This is a genomic window from Neisseria lactamica, assembly GCF_901482445.1.
Taxonomy (GTDB): Bacteria; Pseudomonadota; Gammaproteobacteria; order Burkholderiales; family Neisseriaceae; genus Neisseria; species Neisseria lactamica.
Genome location: NZ_LR590477.1, coordinates 1,107,091 through 1,124,536, shown reverse-complemented (window position 1 = coordinate 1,124,536; position 17,446 = coordinate 1,107,091). Strand labels below are relative to the sequence as shown.

General features: G+C 55.2%; 14 protein-coding genes and 1 tRNA gene. 5 read left to right on the top strand and 10 right to left on the bottom strand.

All coding sequences use genetic code 11. The annotated features are described in order from the left end of the window. Positions 1-13 precede the first annotated feature (13 nt). On the bottom strand, positions 14-1,309 hold the full coding sequence (serS, locus tag FGL10_RS05900; protein ID WP_036469057.1) for a serine--tRNA ligase: 1,296 nt from the start codon (positions 1,307-1,309) through the stop codon (positions 14-16). A 165-nt stretch (positions 1,310-1,474) separates the two neighbouring features. On the opposite strand from serS, the gene FGL10_RS05895 reads away from it, so the two are divergent. Both FGL10_RS05895 and parE read left to right on the top strand, forming a co-directional pair. Continuing rightward, complete coding sequence (locus FGL10_RS05895) at positions 1,475-1,999, top strand: RNA pyrophosphohydrolase (RefSeq protein WP_036469015.1); 525 nt, start codon at positions 1,475-1,477, stop codon at positions 1,997-1,999. Between the two features lie 66 nt (positions 2,000-2,065). Further along, a complete protein-coding gene (gene parE / locus FGL10_RS05890) occupies positions 2,066-4,051 on the top strand; it encodes a DNA topoisomerase IV subunit B (protein WP_003706877.1) in 1,986 nt (661 codons plus the stop codon). Between the two features lie 73 nt (positions 4,052-4,124). Here the strand turns inward: parE and FGL10_RS05885 are convergent, their stop codons facing one another. Both FGL10_RS05885 and aroC read right to left on the bottom strand, forming a co-directional pair. Beyond that, positions 4,125-4,550: a ProQ/FINO family protein gene (locus FGL10_RS05885; protein WP_003706876.1), complete on the bottom strand. Its 426-nt coding sequence runs from the start codon at positions 4,548-4,550 to the stop codon at positions 4,125-4,127. Positions 4,551-4,641: 91 nt separating this feature from the next. Further along, positions 4,642-5,742 (bottom strand): chorismate synthase, encoded by a 1,101-nt coding sequence (aroC, locus tag FGL10_RS05880; protein ID WP_003706874.1) that lies wholly within the window; start codon positions 5,740-5,742, stop codon positions 4,642-4,644. Positions 5,743-5,884: 142 nt separating this feature from the next. Here aroC and trmA point away from each other — a divergent pair, with 142 nt between their 5' ends. Both trmA and FGL10_RS05870 read left to right on the top strand, forming a co-directional pair. After that, a complete protein-coding gene (gene trmA, locus FGL10_RS05875; RefSeq protein ID WP_003706873.1) occupies positions 5,885-6,988 on the top strand; it encodes a tRNA (uridine(54)-C5)-methyltransferase TrmA in 1,104 nt (367 codons plus the stop codon). A 5-nt stretch (positions 6,989-6,993) separates the two neighbouring features. Beyond that, on the top strand, positions 6,994-8,187 hold the full coding sequence (locus FGL10_RS05870) for an amino acid aminotransferase (protein WP_003706871.1): 1,194 nt from the start codon (positions 6,994-6,996) through the stop codon (positions 8,185-8,187). A 64-nt stretch (positions 8,188-8,251) separates the two neighbouring features. On the opposite strand, the gene FGL10_RS05865 is transcribed toward FGL10_RS05870, so the two are convergent. Beyond that, a tRNA-Arg gene (locus tag FGL10_RS05865) sits at positions 8,252-8,327 on the bottom strand. 284 nt (positions 8,328-8,611) lie between these two features. Here FGL10_RS05865 and FGL10_RS05860 point away from each other — a divergent pair. Further along, positions 8,612-9,451, top strand: a complete 840-nt coding sequence (locus tag FGL10_RS05860) for a c-type cytochrome (RefSeq protein ID WP_003706868.1) — start codon at positions 8,612-8,614, stop codon at positions 9,449-9,451. 213 nt (positions 9,452-9,664) lie between these two features. On the opposite strand, the gene gcvP is transcribed toward FGL10_RS05860, so the two are convergent. The 6 genes from gcvP to FGL10_RS05825 all read right to left on the bottom strand — a co-directional run bounded on the left by gcvP (position 9,665) and on the right by FGL10_RS05825 (position 17,402). After that, on the bottom strand, positions 9,665-12,517 hold the full coding sequence (gcvP, locus tag FGL10_RS05855) for an aminomethyl-transferring glycine dehydrogenase (protein ID WP_003706866.1): 2,853 nt from the start codon (positions 12,515-12,517) through the stop codon (positions 9,665-9,667). Positions 12,518-12,709: 192 nt separating this feature from the next. Beyond that, entirely contained in the window at positions 12,710-13,351 is a 642-nt protein-coding gene (locus FGL10_RS05845) for an arylesterase (RefSeq protein ID WP_003706863.1), read from the bottom strand. Further along, entirely contained in the window at positions 13,341-13,892 is a 552-nt protein-coding gene (locus tag FGL10_RS05840; RefSeq protein WP_003706861.1) for a DNA-3-methyladenine glycosylase I, read from the bottom strand. The genes FGL10_RS05845 and FGL10_RS05840 overlap by 11 nt, the downstream gene beginning before the upstream one ends. Positions 13,893-13,895: 3 nt before the next feature. Further along, a complete protein-coding gene (locus FGL10_RS05835; RefSeq protein WP_003706859.1) occupies positions 13,896-14,414 on the bottom strand; it encodes a PqiC family protein in 519 nt (172 codons plus the stop codon). After that, entirely contained in the window at positions 14,414-16,075 is a 1,662-nt protein-coding gene (gene pqiB, locus FGL10_RS05830) for an intermembrane transport protein PqiB (RefSeq protein ID WP_003706857.1), read from the bottom strand. Before pqiB ends, FGL10_RS05835 begins: the two co-directional genes overlap by 1 nt. After that, positions 16,068-17,402 carry a paraquat-inducible protein A gene (locus tag FGL10_RS05825; RefSeq protein WP_232043735.1) on the bottom strand — a complete coding sequence of 445 codons (1,335 nt, stop codon included), beginning with the start codon at positions 17,400-17,402 and terminating at the stop codon, positions 16,068-16,070. The genes pqiB and FGL10_RS05825 overlap by 8 nt, the downstream gene beginning before the upstream one ends. Between the last annotated feature and the right edge of the window lie 44 nt (positions 17,403-17,446).

The following is a 17,446-nucleotide window of genomic DNA, read 5'->3' as shown; positions in this document are numbered from 1 at the left end:
GGCAGCCTGCAACTTATTTGACTTCCAACTTGGCAACGCCGCCCATATAAGGCTGCAAGGCGGTAGGAATATTGATGCTGCCGTCGGCGTTTTGATGGTTTTCCAACACGGCGACCAGCGTCCTGCCGACTGCCAGGCCTGAGCCGTTCAAGGTATGTACCAAGCGGTTTTTGCCGTTTTCGTCTTTGAAACGCGCCTTCATCCGGCGGGCTTGGAAATCTTCGCAGTTGGAGCAGCTTGAGATTTCGCGGTAGGTGTTTTGCGCCGGTACCCAAACTTCCAAGTCATACGTTTTTGCCGCACCGAAGCCCATATCGCCGGTACACAGGGTAATCACGCGGTAGGGCAGTTCCAAGGCTTTCAGGATGTTTTCGGCGTGTCCGACCATTTCTTCCAGCGCACCGTATGATTTTTCAGGATGGACGATTTGCACCATTTCCACTTTGTCGAACTGGTGTTGGCGGATCAGGCCGCGCACGTCTTTGCCGTACGCGCCCGCCTCGCTGCGGAAACAGGGCGAGTGCGCCGTCAGCTTCAACGGCAGTTGTTCGAACGGGATAATGCTGCCGGCAACGGTATTGGTCAGGGTTACTTCGGCTGTCGGAATCAGATATTGCGCGGTTTTGCTCTCATCGCCGCCGCGGGTAACGTGGAACAGATCTTCCGCAAACTTCGGCAGCTGCCCCGTGCCGTAGAGCGTGCCGCCGTTCACGATATAGGGCGTGTAATGTTCGGTGTAGCCGTGTTCCAGCGTGTGCGTGTCGAGCATAAACTGCGCCAGCGCGCGGTGCAGGCGGGCGATTTGTCCGCGCATCACGGTAAAGCGCGCGCCGGAAAGTTTCGCGCCGCCTTCAAAATCCAAGCCCAAAGGTTCGCCCAAATCCACGTGATCTTTGATTTCAAAGTCAAATTCGCGCGGCGTGCCGACTCTGCGGACTTCGACGTTTTCGGTTTCGTCTTTGCCGGCGGGCACGCTTTTGTGCGGCAGGTTGGGAATGCCCGACAACCACGCGTCCAATTCTTTTTGAACGGCATCCAAATCGGCAGCAGCCTGTTCCAAATCGGTTTTGATTTGGGCGACCTGATCCATGGCCGCCTGCGCCTCTTCGTGTCTGCCCTGACCTTTCAGTGCGCCGATTTGCTTGGAAATGCTGTTGCGCGAGGCTTGCAGCTCTTCGGTTTTCACCTGGACGGCTTTTCGCTGCTCTTCCAGCGCATTGAAACGCGCGGCATCAAACTCGTAACCGCGCGCCGCCAAGCGTTCGGCAACGGCTGCGGTGTTGCTGCGGAGCGATTGGATGTCTAACATTTTCTGATTCCCGAATAATTTGAAATACATTATTGTAAACCAAATTCAAGATATTTTCCTGAGTCCTTCCCGGTTTTGACACGCGTGCCGCCGTGCCGCCCGATTTGGCAAACACGCCCGATTTGTGGGAAAATCGCACGATTGAACTTAACGGAGGGCGACACCGTGTTGGACAGGGAAGGCTATCGCCCCAATGTCGGTATCATCTTAATCAACAACCGAAACGAAGTCTTTTGGGGCAAGCGCGTGCGCGAACATTCCTGGCAGTTTCCGCAAGGCGGCATTAAGCCGGGCGAAAGCCCCGAAACCGCGATGTACCGCGAGTTGTACGAAGAAGTCGGGCTTTTGCCGCAACACATCAAAATCGTCGGGCGGACGCGCGACTGGCTGCGTTACGACGTGCCGAACAACTGGGTGCGCCGCGAATGGCGCGGCTCTTATCGCGGACAGAAGCAGATTTGGTATCTCCTGCGCCTGACCGGCCGGGATTGCGATGTCAACCTGCGCGCCACCCGCCACCCCGAATTTGACGGCTGGCGTTGGCATCAATATTGGGCACCCGTTGACGAAGTGATTGATTTCAAACGCGACGTTTACTTGGGGGCATTAAAAGAACTCTCCGCCCGCTTCCTGCGCGGTATGGAAAGTTATGAAGACTTTGCCGCCCGCCAACCTTCCGACAACCGCTAAAACAACGGAACGCAACGCTTTCAGGCCGTCTGAAAGCGTTGTTTTTCTTACTTTCAGATTATTCCTATGGCTAAAAACAACCAATACAGCGAATCCAGCATCACCGTCCTCAAAGGCTTGGAGCCGGTCAAAGAACGTCCCGGCATGTACACCCGCACTGACAGCCCGACCCATATCTGCCAAGAAGTCATCGACAACGCGGCGGACGAGGCGTTGGGCGGTTTCGCGACTGCAATCGACGTGCAAATTCATGAAGACGGTTCGCTTTCCGTGCACGACAATGGGCGCGGCATTCCCGTCGGTCTGCACCCTGAAGAAGGCGTACCCGTGGTCGAACTCGTGTTTACCCGTCTGCACGCGGGCGGCAAGTTCAACAAAAAAGACGGCGGCAGCGCGTATGCCTTTTCAGGCGGCCTGCACGGCGTGGGCGTATCCGTCACCAACGCCCTTTCCACCCGCCTTGAAGTAACGGTCAAACGCGAAGGCAAAATCCACCGCATCGTGTTTGCCGGCGGCGACGTGGTCGAACCGTTGGCACAAGTGGGCAAATGCGCCGTCAAAGACAGCGGTACAGAAGTGCGCGTCTGGCCGGACGGCAAATATTTTGAAAGCCCGAATTACAGCATTTCCGAACTCGAACGCCTGCTGCGCGCCAAAGCCGTGCTGCTGCCGGGCGTACGCGTTTCCCTGACCCGTCCGGTCAAAGGCGAAGACGAAGCGCGCACTCAAACCTGGCATTACCCCGACGGTCTGAAAAGCTACCTGACCGACCTGATTGCCGACGCGCAGGAAGCCGTACCGCTGTTCTCTTGCGAAAACTACATTTCAGACGACCACAACGGCGATTTCAGCATCGGCGAAGGCGCCGCCTTTGCCCTGACCTGGCTGGAAGAAGGCTCGTGCGCCAACGAAAGCTACGTCAACCTCATCCCCACCCCGCTGGGTGGCACGCACGAAGCGGGCTTGAAACAAGCCGTGTTCAACGCCGTCAACAACTTCATCAACCTGCACAACCTTTTACCGCGCGGCGTGAAAGTACAAAGCGACGACGTGTTCGGCAAAACCGCCTTCGTCCTCTCCGCCCGTGTCCTCGACCCGCAATTTCAAGGTCAGACCAAAGACAAACTGACCAACCGCGACGCGCTGAAACTCGTCGCCGCCGTATCGGGCGACCCTTTGGAATTGTGGCTGAACCAAAACGTGGACTTCGGCAAAAAAATCGCCGAACTCGCTATCCGTCAGGCGCAGGCGCGGATGCGTTCGGTTAAGAAAATCGAAAAGAAAAAAGGCAGCGGCGTCGCCGTCCTGCCCGGCAAGCTGACCGACTGCGAAAGCGAAGACATCCGCGAAAACGAACTCTTCCTTGTCGAAGGCGATTCCGCCGGCGGCTCCGCCAAACTCGCCCGCGACAAAGCCACACAAGCCATCCTGCCCCTGCGCGGCAAAGTGCTCAACAGTTTTGAAGTCCATCCCGACCAGCTTTTCGGCAACGCCGAAATCCACGATATTTCCGTTGCCATCGGTGTCGATCCGCACGGCATTAACGACCATCCCGATTTAAGCGGCCTGCGCTACGGCAAAATTGCCATCCTGTCCGATGCCGACGTGGACGGCTCTCATATTCAAGTTTTGTTGTTGACCCTGTTCTACCGCCACTTCCCGAAACTGGTTGCCGACGGACACATCTACGTCGCCCAGCCGCCGCTGTTCCGCGTCGATGTCAACGCACAAGGCAAAAGCAAACCCGCCCGCAAATTCTACGCCCTCGACCAAAACGAACTCGACGGCATCTTGGAGCGGCTGCAAAAAGAAGGCGTCAAAGAAACCGCCTATTCCATCAGCCGTTTCAAAGGCTTGGGCGAGATGAACCCCGACCAGCTCAAAGACACCACCATGCACCCCGACACCCGCCGCCTGTTGCAGGTACAAATCCCCGAAGGCGCGGATGACGAAACACGCGACATCTTCGTCAAACTGATGGGCAAAGGCGAAGCCGCCGCCCGCCGTGCCTGGATGGAGCGCGAAGGCGATACGGCGGAACTCGATATTTGAACCGTGATTGCCGCATACGGAAAAATGCCGTCTGAAACCAAATCGGCTTTCAGACGGCATTTCGTTTGGGGATTTATTCTGCTGTGGAAGATTCGGCTGCTTCGGCTTCAACAGACGGCGTTTCGGCGACAGCTTGGGCGGACTGCCGTTGCAAAGCCTGCTGCACGAAAGGATGGTTTTGCGCGATTGCCTGTTCTTCGGGGGTAACTTCGCCTTTGAAACGGTTGTTCAAATCGAAACGTTTGCCTCCGCGCGCCAAGGCTTTAAGATAGCGCGGACGGCGGCAGTGGTTGGCGAGGACGCGTGCAATCAGTGCGGCATCGTATTGCGGCAAAGCGGCAATCAAATCCTGATCGATGCCGAGCGCCAACGGTTTGAAGCGTTTGAATACATCGTATTTGCCGTAGATGTGGTCGGCGATCATTTCGGTCTGTTTCTTTTTGCTCATAGTCTGCACGGCGGATTTCAGCGCCGCGCCCAAAGCGGTTTCTTGTGTCATTTCGGTTGCATTCCTCTAAACAAACCCGTGCGTCAAGGCGGCACGGCAATGCTGGGTATTCTATTATAAAGTCTGTGTTTTGGCTAAGTTTTTATTTGTTTGAAAGGGTAATGTCGGGCGTATTAACCCGAACGTCGGCATTTTGCGCTCGATGGCGCAGGGCGTGGTCGATTAAAACCAATGCCAGCATAGCTTCTGCAATCGGCGCGGCGCGCAGTCCGACGCAGGGGTCGTGTCTGCCGTGGGTGGCGAGTTCGACGGGGTTGCCGTTGATATCGATGCTGCGGCGCGGCGTGGCGATGGAGCTGGTGGGTTTGATGGCGATATTGACGCGGATGTTTTGTCCGGTGCTGATGCCGCCGAGGATGCCGCCGGCGTGGTTGGACAGGAAGCCTTGCGGGGTCAGTTCGTCGCCGTGTTCGCTGCCGCGTTGCGTTACGCTGCCGAAGCCCGCACCGATTTCCACGCCTTTTACGGCGTTGATGCCCATCATCGCGTAGGCGATTTCGGCATCGAGGCGGTCGAAAACGGGTTCGCCCAAGCCGACGGGGACATTGGCTGCTTCGATATGCAGTTTCGCGCCGACGGAATCCAACGATTTGCGCACGCTGTCCATATAGTGTTCCAGCTCGGCAATTTGGCTTTGGTTGGCGGCGAAGAAGGGATTTTGGGAAATGTGTTCGCAGCCTTCAAACTGAATTTCTTTTTCGCCGACTTGGGTAACGTAGGCGGTAATTTCCGTGCCGAATTTTTCTTTCAGCCATTTTTTGGCGACGGCTCCGGCGGCAACGCGGGCGGCGGTTTCGCGGGCCGAACTCCTGCCGCCGCCCCGGTAGTCGCGCGTGCCGTATTTGTGCCAATAGGTATAGTCGGCGTGGCCGGGGCGGAAACTTTGGGCGATGTTGCCGTAGTCTTTGCTGCGTTGGTCGGTATTGCGGATTAAGAGGGCGATGGGCGTGCCGGTGGTTTTGCCTTCGAAGACGCCGGAGAGGATTTCGACTTGGTCGGCTTCGCGGCGTTGGGTAACGTGGCGGCTGGTGCCGGGTTTGCGCCGGTCGAGGTCAAATTGGATATCCGCTTCGCTTAATTCCAAGCCGGGCGGGCAGCCGTCGATGATGCAGCCCAAACCTGCGCCGTGGCTTTCGCCGAAGGTGGTAACGGTAAAGAATTGTCCGAAAGTGTTGCCTGCCATATTTTCCCTCTGTCGGCGGTATGTTGGAGACGGCGGATTTTAGCATAAAAGCCGGCGGGAAACGGTTTATATGCCGGTAAAGGGGTTGCGTATTTTGCAGTGAATCGGCTTATAATCCGGTCTGATTTTTCAGGATAGCGATATGAGCGACTACACGCAGCAGCTTCAAGATAAAAAAGACCGCCTTAAAACCCTTTTTGCAGGTTTGGATGTTCCCGAGTGGGAAGTGTATGAATCCCTGGACAAACACTATCGTATGCGCGCCGAGTTCCGTATTTGGCACGAAGGCGGTGAAATGTTTTACGCTATGTTTGAAAAAGGGCAGAAGGCCGGCGGGGCAAGCCTGATCCGTTGCGACCGCTTCGATGCTGCTTCCGAGGCCGTCAACCGCCTGATGCCCGAATTGATCGCCCTTGCCGCCCAATCTGCCGAACTGAGAAACCGTTGGTATGCCGTCGAATTTCTGTCTACGCTCGGCGGAGAAATGCTGGTTACTATGATTTACCACAAAAGGCTTGACGATGAGTGGATACGGGCGGCGCAAGCGTTACAGCAACAGCTGGATATTTCCGTTATCGGGCGGAGCAGGGGGCAGAAAATAGTCTTAAAACAGGACTATGTGACGGAAACTTTGAAGGTCGGCAACCGGGATTTCCATTATCGGCAAATTGAAGGCGGTTTTACCCAACCCAATGCTGCCGTGTGTCAAAAAATGCTTGAATGGGCATGCGGTGCGGCAGAAGGGCTGGGTGGGGATTTGCTCGAACTATATTGCGGAAACGGCAATTTTACGCTTCCTTTATCTGAAAAGTTTGAACGTGTTTTGGCAACCGAGATTTCCAAAACTTCAGTAGGCGCGGCGCAATGGAATATTGAGGCAAACGGGATAGGCAACATCAAAATCGCCCGCCTGTCTGCCGAAGAATTTACCGAAGCCTATACCGGAAAACGTGAGTTTAAACGCCTTAAGGAGGGCGGTATTGCTTTGGCGGATTACGCATTTTCCACTATTTTCGTCGATCCGCCGCGTGCCGGTATCGATGGGGAAACTTTGAAGCTGGTGTCGCAGTTCGACAATATTATCTACATTTCCTGTAATCCTGAAACGCTGCGTGCCAATTTGGACACCTTGGCACAAACCCATACGGTAGAGCGTGCCGCCCTGTTCGATCAATTTCCGTTTACGCCGCATATTGAAAGCGGCGTACTGTTGAAAAAGAAAATCCTTGGAAAAAGCAAGAGGTAAGGACTATGTACCGACACATCGAATACTATCCCGGCGATCCGATTTTGAGTTTGGTCGAAACCTTCAAAAACGACCCGCGCCCCGAAAAAGTCAATTTGAGCATAGGCATTTATTTCGACGACGAAGGCAAAATGCCCGTGTTGGAATCCGTGCGCCGTGCCGAAACCGCCCGCGCCGCCGCGCCTGCGCCGTCGCCCTACCTGCCGATGGAAGGTTTGGATGCTTACCGCAGCGCGGTGCAGCATTTATTGTTCGGCAAAGACAACCCCGCGCTCGCACAAGGACGCATCGTTACCGTGCAAACCTTGGGCGGCTCGGGCGCGCTCAAAGTCGGAGCGGATTTCCTGCACCGCTGGTTTCCCGAAGCGCGCGCCTACGTCAGCGACCCGACTTGGGACAACCATCGCGGCATTTTTGAAGGCGCAGGTTTCGAAGTCGGCACTTACCCATATTACGACCCCGCCACTGTCGGCGTGAAATTCGACGAAATGACCGCGTTTTTCAACACCCTGCCCGAAAACAGCGTCTTAATCCTGCATCCCTGCTGCCACAATCCGACCGGCGCGGATATGTCGGAACAGCAATGGGACGAAGTGTTGCACATCATCAAAACGCGCAAACTGATTCCGTTTATGGACATCGCCTACCAAGGCTTCGGGGGCGATTTGGACAGCGATGCCTACGCCGTCCGCAAGGCTGTGGAAATGGAATTGCCCTTGTTTGTCAGCAATTCCTTCTCGAAAAACCTGTCGCTCTACGGCGAGCGCGTCGGCGGCTTGAGCGTGGTTTGCCCGAATAAGGAAGAAGCGGATTTGGTGTTCGGACAACTCAAATTTACCGTCCGCCGCATCTACTCCAGCCCGCCCGCGCACGGCGCGTATATCGCCGCCGACGTGATGAGCAGCCCCGAACTTTACGCTTTGTGGCAAAACGAGGTTTATATGATGCGCGACCGCATCCGTGCGATGCGGCAGAAACTTTACGGCGTATTGACCGACCGAATCCCCGACCGCGATTTCACTTATTTCATCAAGCAGCGCGGAATGTTCGGCTACACGGGGTTGAGCGTGGGGCAGGTCCGCCGGTTGCGCGACGAATTTGCCGTTTACCTGCTGGATTCGGGCAGGATGTGCGTCGCCGGGCTGAATACGTCGAATACCGGCTATGTTGCCCGCGCATTCGCGGAAGTCTTGAAATAAGAGTTTGAAGTAAGTCAAAAGGCCGTCTGAAAAGTATTTATCTTTCAGACGGCCTCTTTATAATTGGCGCACCCAACAGGGATCGAACCTGTGACCTCCAGCTTCGGAAACTGACACTCTTCCAACTGAGCTATGGGTGCGGAAAACGTAAGGTTAACGTAAATTCTGCAAATTGGCAAAGGTTATCTTGCGCCGGCAGGCGGCGTATGGCGGCGTGAGGGATGTTTTCTTGGAGATAATCCAGTATTTTCAACGAATTATTTATTTTATATGGATACCGTTGGCAAATTTTTTCATATTTTCAATGATAGCGATTGGAAAGACCCTGTGAATTCAGTATAATCCAGCAAAATATTGTTAACTGCGTTTAACACACCAAACTATAATTTACAGCACAACCTAACCTGACGGCGAGGCCTACCAAATGAAACAACTCCGCGACAATAAAGCCCAAGGCTCTGCACTGTTTACCCTTGTGAGCGGTATCGTTATTGTTATTGCAGTCCTTTATTTCCTGATTAAGCTGGCGGGCAGCGGCTCATTCGGCGATGTCGATGCCACTACGGAAGCGGCAACGCAGACCCGCATCCAGCCTGTCGGACAATTGACGATGGGCGACGGTATCCCCGTCGGCGAACGCCAAGGCGAACAGATTTTCGGCAAAATCTGTATCCAATGCCATGCGGCGGACAGCAATGTGCCGAACGCCCCGAAACTGGAGCACAACGGCGACTGGGCGCCGCGTATCGCACAAGGTTTCGATACCTTGTTCCAACACGCGCTGAACGGATTTAAGGCGATGCCCGCAAAAGGCGGCGCGGCAGACCTGACCGATCAGGAACTCAAACGGGCGATTACCTACATGGCAAACAAAAGCGGAGGTTCTTTCCCGAATCCTGATGAGGCTGCGCCTGCCGACAATGCCGCTTCAGGAACAGCTTCTGCTCCTGCCGATAATGCAGCTCCGGCGGAAGCGAAGGCAGAAGACAAGGGTGCGGCAGCCCCTGCGGCCGGCGTTGACGGTAAAAAAGTCTTCGAAGCAACCTGTCAGGCGTGCCACGGCGGTTCGATTCCCGGCATTCCCGGCATAGGCAAAAAAGACGATTGGGCGCCGCGTATCAAAAAAGGCAAAGAAACCTTGCACAAACACGCCCTTGAAGGCTTCAATGCGATGCCTGCCAAAGGCGGCAATGCCGGCTTGAGCGACGACGAAGTCAAAGCGGCCGTTGACTATATGGCCAACCAATCCGGCGCAAAATTTTAAATTCGGATTGAATTAAAAAACGGGGCAGGTATCTGCTCCGTTTTTTTTATGGATTGATGTGAGAATTGCACTTGTTTTGTCGTTGATATAGTGGATTAACAAAAGTCAGGACAAGGCGAGGCAACGCCGTACCGGTTTTTGTTAATCCACTATAAATGCCGTCTGAAGCCTGTTTGGACTTTCAGACGGCATTTGTTTTTAAGGCTTCAACAGTCAGTCTTCATAATTTTCCATCGGCGGGCAGTTGCACACGAGGTTGCGGTCGCCGTACACGTCGTCCACGCGGTTGACGCTCGGCCAGAATTTGTGTTCGCGGACAAACGGCAACGGGAAGACGGCTTCTTCACGGGAGTACGGATGCGCCCATTCGCCGGTTACATCGGATGCGGTATGCGGAGCGTTGACCAGCGGATTGTCCTCTTTCGGCCATTCGCCGCGCCCGACTTTCAGCACTTCCTGTTTGATTTGTTTCAGGGCGGCGATGAAGCGGTCGAGTTCGGCTTTGCTTTCGCTCTCGGTCGGTTCGATCATCAGCGTACCGGCAACAGGGAAGGAAACCGTCGGCGCGTGGAAGCCGTAGTCCATCAGGCGTTTGGCGATGTCGGTTTCGGTGATGCCGCTTTCGGCTTTGAGCGGACGCAAATCAACGATACATTCGTGCGCGACGCGGCCGTTTTTGCCGGTGTAGAGAATCGGATAGTCTTCGCCCAGACGTTTGGCGACGTAGTTGGCGTTGAGCAATGCCCAGCGTGTCGCCTGCTCCATACCTTGTTTGCCCATCATGGTCAGGTACATCCAAGTAATCGGCAGGATGGACGCAGAACCGAATGCGGCGGAAGAAACGGCAGTTTGCCCGGCACTTGCGCTGTGGGTGTCGGTCAAGGTATGGCCCGGGGCAAACGGGGCAAGGTGGGCTTTCAGACCGATGGGACCCATGCCCGGGCCTCCGCCGCCGTGAGGGATACAGAAGGTTTTGTGCAGGTTCATGTGCAACACGTCCGCGCCGACTTCGGCAGGCTGCATGATGCCGATTTGGGCGTTAAGGTTGGCGCCGTCCATGTAAACCTGTCCGCCGTTTTCGTGGATGATGCGGCAGATGTCGCGGATGCCTTCTTCGTACACGCCGTGGGTGGACGGATAGGTAATCATGATGGCGGACAAAGCGTCGCGGTGTTGTTCGGCTTTGGCTTTCAAATCGTCGATGTTGACGTTGCCGTGTTCGTCGGTATCGACAACGACGACTTTCAAGCCCAACATTGCGGCGGTGGCGGGGTTGGTGCCGTGGGCGGATTTGGGAATCAGGCAGATGTTGCGGTGTCCCTCGCCGTTGGCTTCCTGATAGCGGCGGATGGAGAGCATACCGCTGTATTCGCCCTGCGCGCCGGAGTTGGGCTGGAAGGAAATCGCGTCAAAGCCGGTGATGGCTTTCAGGCTGTTTTCCATGTCGGCAAGCAATTCGCGGTAGCCGGCGGTTTGCGCTTCGGGAGCGTAAGGGTGGATGTCGGAGAACTCAGCCCAAGTAATCGGCAACATTTCCGCAGTCGCGTTGAGTTTCATGGTGCAGCTGCCCAATGAAATCATACTGCGGTTCATCGCCAAGTCGCGGTCTTCGAGTTTTTTCAGATAGCGCAGCATTTCGTGTTCGGTGTGGTAACGGTTGAACACGGGATGTTGCAGAATGTCGTCCTGACGCAGCAATCTGGCATTCAGACGGCCTTTGACATCATCGGCAAATGCGAACGTATCCTTGCCGGCAAATGCGCGGTACAAATCGGTCAAATCTTCGCGCACGGATGTTTCGTGGAAGGCGGCGGCGATTTGGGTATCGTTGACGCGGCGCAGGTTGTAGCCCGATTCCAAAGCAACGGCAAACACTTGGTCTGCTTTTTCTTTGCTGCCGAAATCGACGGTAACGGTATCGAAGAAGACTTTGTGAACCACATTCAGGCCGTCTGAAACCAGCGCATCGGCAAAGGCGGAAGCCAGCGCGTGAATGCGGTTGGCAATGCGTTTCACGCCTTCAGGGCCGTGGTAAACGGCATACATACCCGCCAAGTTCGCCAGCAATGCTTGTGCGGTACAAATATTGGATGTCGCTTTTTCGCGGCGGATGTGTTGCTCGCGGGTGGACAAAGCCATACGCAAGGCAGGTTTGCCCGATGCGTCTTTGGATACGCCGATGATGCGGCCCGGGGCGGAACGTTTGAACTCGTCTTTAAACGCGAAATAAGCGGCGTGCGGCCCGCCGAAGCCCATCGGTACGCCGAAGCGTTGTGTGTTGCCCAGCGCGATGTCCGCGCCCAATTCGGCAGGCGGTTTCAGCAAGACCAAGCTCATGATGTCGGCTGCAATGGTAACGATTGTGCCTTTGGCTTTCAGACGGCCGATAACGTCCTGCAAGTCTTGCACGTCGCCGTCTTTACCGACGTATTGGAACAGCGCGCCGAAGTATTCGCCGTCATCCGCTTGGGCAAAATCGCCGACCACCAGCTCGAAGCCGAAATATTTGGCACGGGTTTTCATCACGTCCAAAGTCTGCGGATACACGCGCGCATCCACAAAGAAACGCTCGGATTTCACTTTGCCCACGCGGTGCGCCATCGCCATCGCTTCGGCGGCGGCGGTCGCCTCGTCCAGCAAAGACGCGCCTGCCACAGGGAAACCGGTCAAATCGATACACACTTGTTGGAAGTTCAACAACGCTTCCAAACGCCCTTGGGCGATTTCCGCCTGATACGGCGTGTAGGCGGTGTACCAGCCCGGATTTTCCAACACGTTGCGTAAAATTACGTTCGGCACGCGGGTCGGATAATAGCCCAAGCCGATATAGGACTTGTTGATCACGTTTTTCGACGCGATGCCTTTCAATTTCGCCAATGCGTCCGCCTCGGTCAAGGCCTCGGGCAAATCGAGTTCGGACGGCATACGGATACTTTGCGGCACGGTATTGCCGACAAAATCGTCCATACTTTTCTCGCCGAGCGTTTCCAAAAGCGCGGCCTCGTCGCCGAAACTCAAATGCCGTGCGGCAAATTCGTCGGGGTTGAACAATTCAGATAGTTTCATTTCTACTCCTTATATAGTGTTGCGTGGATATGCCGTCTGAAGCGGCGGAACGACTTGCGTATCCAATGCCGGAGGGCCGATATTTCCCGGGGGCGTATGGCGTAGTCGGTGCATTTCAGACGGGTTGTCGGGGAAGTGTCTGTGCGTCTGCCTTGTTTCATCATAATGTGTTTCAACGGAAGTGGCGCGCGTTTATCGGAATCCCTGCGCGTGCAGGAAATCGGACAATTTCTCGGCAAACCGGCGGTAGCCTTTGCCGTTGGCGTGGATTTGGTCGGATTTCAGATTATTATCGCCCAAAATTTCCGCCCACGCGCCGCCGAACAGCGGAATGCCGTATTCCTCGGACAAATCCTCATACAGCGGATGGTCGCTCAAATGCCCGAACAACGCGCCCAGTGTGATGTGCGGCACGCCGACGAGGACGGCGGGGATGTTTTCCTTTTGCACGGTTTCGATGATTTTCGCGATATTGGCGCGGGTCTGTTCTTCGGGAACTTTGCGCAGAAAGTCGTTGCCGCCTATGCCGACAATCACAAGCTTGGGTTTGCGTGCCAACAGCGCGGGCAGGCGCGACAGGGCTTGCGCGGATGTATCGCCCGATACGCCGCCGTTGACGACGTTCCAACCCGTCAGTTTTTGCAGTTGCGCGGGGTAGGATTCGTCAGGGTTTGCGCCGTAGCCGAAGGTGAGCGAATCGCCCAAGGCAAGTACGGTGCTTCCTTCGGGAATTTTGGCGTGGGTTCGGGCGGATTTTCTGCCGCAGGCGGTAAGGAGCAACGCGCCTGCGCCGAGGAGGAAGGTTCTTCTGTTCATTGGTTTTTCAGACGGCATCGAGCCATTTCGGGTGGTATTTCAGGGTTTCACGGTAAACCGGACAGCTTTCGGCGTGCGCGCCTTTGAGGTAGCCGGTACTCATCAGAAATTCGCCGACGATTTCGCCGCCGACAAATTTGAAATGTTTTTTAAAGAGTTTGACCCATTCGTCTTTGCTTCGCGGATGGTGCGCGTCGAGCCAGTTCTTGAACGAGCCGTATTCTTGTTGCAACGCTTGGATTTGCCGTGCATTGAAAATGGCGGCATCGATTTTCAGGCGGTTGCGGACGATGCCCGCGTCGGCAAGCAGGCGTTCGCGGTCGGTGTCGTCGAAGGCGGCAACGGTATTGATGTCGAACCTTTCAAATGCCGTCTGAAATGCCTGCCGCTTCTTCAATATCAGTGTCCAACTCAATCCTGCCTGATTGATTTCCAACACCAGCCTCTCAAACAATTCATTGTCGTCCTCAATCGGAAAACCGTATTGCGTGTCGTGGTAATGTTTGTTCGGGTTATCGGTGTTTTCGGGAAGTGAGGCGGCAAATTCGCAATAGTTCACGGTTTACTCGACCATCTGTTGCGCCGCCTGTTTCAGTCCCTGTTCGAGTGCGGCGGTCATAGCGGCGTAGCCGTCACCCTGCTGTTCGGTTTCGATATGGAAGGGTCTGTTCGTACCGTCGGGTAGGACGGCGTAGCCGCTGATGAGGGTTTTGCCCGTGTAGCTGCCTTGGAATGCGTCGATATAGACCGTCCATTTTTCGGTACTGCCGCTGCGTGAGGCAGGAACAAAGATGCGTGTGCTGTCCAAACGGTTGAATGCATTGCTTAACGCCGCTTCGAGCATATCGTCCAAGGTGTCTGCCCAAACGTGGTTTTGTGCGGTGTTGATGCGGTAGGGGTCGGTTTGATAGACCAGTCCGCCGCGTTTGAGCGGCTCGGCAAGACGGACTTCGACGGCGGTTTCGCTGCCTTGCGTTGCAGGACGGATGTAGCGGCTGTCGGGCAACACGAAATATTGTGTGCTTTGCACAGTACCGCAGGCGGCAAGCGTCAGGGCGGCGGCAATCGGGAAGAGGCGCATTATCGGCTTCCTTTCGGGATGGGGTCTTTGCTGCTGCTGTTGAAAATCAGCGCGTTGGGTTTTTCTTTCAAAGTGTTAATGACGGGTTGAACGTCTTTTAAGGTTTTGTCCAAACTTTGCAGCGTATTTTGTACGTCGCCGTAGATAGGCGATTGCGGCGATACGCCTTGCAGGGTTTGACGTAACTCTTTCAGGGTTTGGTTCAACTCGTTCGGAATGTTTTGCGTCTGCGGTTTGCCGACCAGTTTGTCGATGGAGCTTAGGGCGGCATTGGCAGATTTGAGTGTGGACTTAAGCTCGGCAAGCGAGCCGTTCAATTCGGTAACCGTCTTATCCAAAGGCAGTTTGCCGAACTTGTCCAGCAAATCCACCACTTTCGCCTGCAAGTTGTCCAAACCGCCGCCCCGTGTGGCGATGACGGTATCGCCTGCATAAACGGTGTGCGGTCGCAGCTTGGGCGAGGCGGAAGGCTGATCGTTCAACTCAATCATTTTGCTGCCGGTCAGCAGGTTGTTACTGGAGATGGTGGCGGTCAGGCCTTTGTTTAAAGCCGTCTGAAATTGTTGTTTCCAATGCTCTTTGCTTTGTTCGTCGGCATTGATTTCCAAACGGGAAGGCTCGATGCGGATGCGTACGGGAATCCAGCCGTTTTCAAACAGGTGCAGGCTGTCGTTGCGGTCAAAATAAGGGACATCGGAAACTACGCCGACATTCAGCCCTTTGTACTCGACGGGCGAACCGACGGTCAGGCCGCGTACGGATTGTTTGAAAAACGCGGTGTAGTACAGCGAGCGGTCGTCAGGCAGGTTGGCGACTTCGCTGCGGCTGTCGTAAAGCGTGAAGCTGTCTTCGCTTTTGACGTTTTTACTGTTTTTGGTTTTCGGCGAATCAAATGAAATCGCGCCCGACAGCAGGGCGGGCAGAGGGGCGGAATTGAGTGTGATGCCGCTGCCTGTGGTTTCGATATTGATGCCGCTTTCAAGCCAGAAACGGCTGGCGGAATGAATCAGTTTGTCGTTGGGGCTTTGGATGAAGATGGTGTAATGCACGCTTTGGTCGGACGGGTCGAAATGCGCGCTTTCGATTTGCCCGACCATAAAGTTTTCATACAAAACAGGGCTGTTGACGTTGAGGATGCGGTCGTTTTTCCCAATCAAATTCAAGCGCAGTCCGCTTTGCCCGATGGCGGTAACGGGCGGAATGTCCTGCACCTGGAACACGTCTTTTGCCTCGTCGCTTTTGCCGGGTGTAAAAGCGATGTACGAACCCGAAAGCAGCGTACCCAAACCGGTTACGCCGCTTTGGTCGATACGCGGCTTGACTACCCAAAACTGGGTATCGCTGCGGATGAGGCCGGATACGTCCGCATTGAGTTGGGCGGTTACTTCCACGCCTTTTTGGTCGTCGCGCAGTTTGATTCGGGTAACGCGTCCGACATCGATGCTCAATACTTTGATGACCGTATTGTTGACCTCAATGCCTTCCGCGCTGTCCATCAAGAGCGTAACCACAGGCCCCCTGTTGCGGATTTCCTTAACCCAAAGCCAGCCGCCGGCAATCAGCGCAATCAGCGGGACCAGCCAGACGGCGGAGAGGAAGGTGCGGTTTTTGCGGACGCGTGCTTGAGCGTGTCCGTTTGGAGGAGGGTTGTTGTCAGTCATATTTTTCCGTTTCGTTGAAAGCAATGCCGTCTGAAGCGCGTTTGTCCCAAAGCAGGCGCGGGTCGAAATAATAGGCGGACAGCATCGTCAGAATCACGACCAGGCAGAAATAGACTGCCGCACTGCCCGGAATGACGCGCGCGGCATAAGTGTGGAACGAACACATCAAAATAATAATCACAAAAATATCAATCATCGACCAGCGGCCGACCGCTTCGGTGATGCGGTAGAGGTGCGACAATTTCTTTGCGCCCGTTGGCAAAGCGAAGCGGGCGGACGCAATCAAAACCGACATTGCCGCAATCTTCAGTACCGGCACCAAAATACTCGCGCTGAAAATAACCGCCGCAATCAGCCTGTCGCCCTCGTCCCACATATAAGCGATGCCGTTAAGGATGGTATTGACCTCCGTGGCGGCAGGATTGGACGAAATCATAATCGGCAGGATATTGGCAGGGAAATACAAAATAACCGCCGCCGTCAGAAACGCCGACGAAATACTCAGACTTTTCGGCCGTCGGCGGTACAGTTCCGCACCGCACACGCCGCAGGGGGATTCGGCACTGTCGCGGAAATACAGGCAGCGGCTGCAACAGGTTTTACCTTCCGATGCCGTCTGAACCGCATTATCCCCCGTCAGCCGCCCGATTTGAAAATACACCCAATGCTGGGGAACCGATACCGAAGTCCGAATCAGCATAACCGACAGCGCGAACATCAGATAAAACGCCGGCCCGAAGCGAACCTCTGCCACAGACGAGAGCTTGATATACGCCACCAAAGTGGAAACAAAAAACACATCCACCATCATCGCCTGTCTCAAGCGCACCATCACACGCGTTGCCAAACGCAGCGCAGGATACGCCTGTTTCCGTATCAGCGCGGCATAGACATACAGGCACAGCAGCAGAAACAGAACCGGCGCGCCGAAAGTCAGCACAAACATCACTTCGGCCAAAAAACCATAATCCTGAAACACCATCAGGCGCATCATCTCGGGCAGCGAAAGGACGGATGCCGCACCCGGTATCCCGACCTCGATATACGTCATACCGTAAGCAAACGCCATTAAAATCAGCGAAGCCGCCGCATAGGCGGGCGGGACGGAAAAAGGATGCCTGCCCACCCTGAAGAGTTTGTGTCCGCAACGGGGACAGAACGCCGCTTCTCCACTGTCCAACCGGGGTACATCCGCGCGGCAGCCGCATTCCGGACAATCTACCGTATGCGGCGGCAGGGCTTCGTCGCAGCAGTTGCCGCGAAGGCTGTGGGGGATATTTTCGGCAAACGGCTTCATCGGGAAAGTGGCAAATATAAGTGGCGGCATTATAAAGGAAAAAAGGCGATACACCCAATCAGGATGCAAAACCG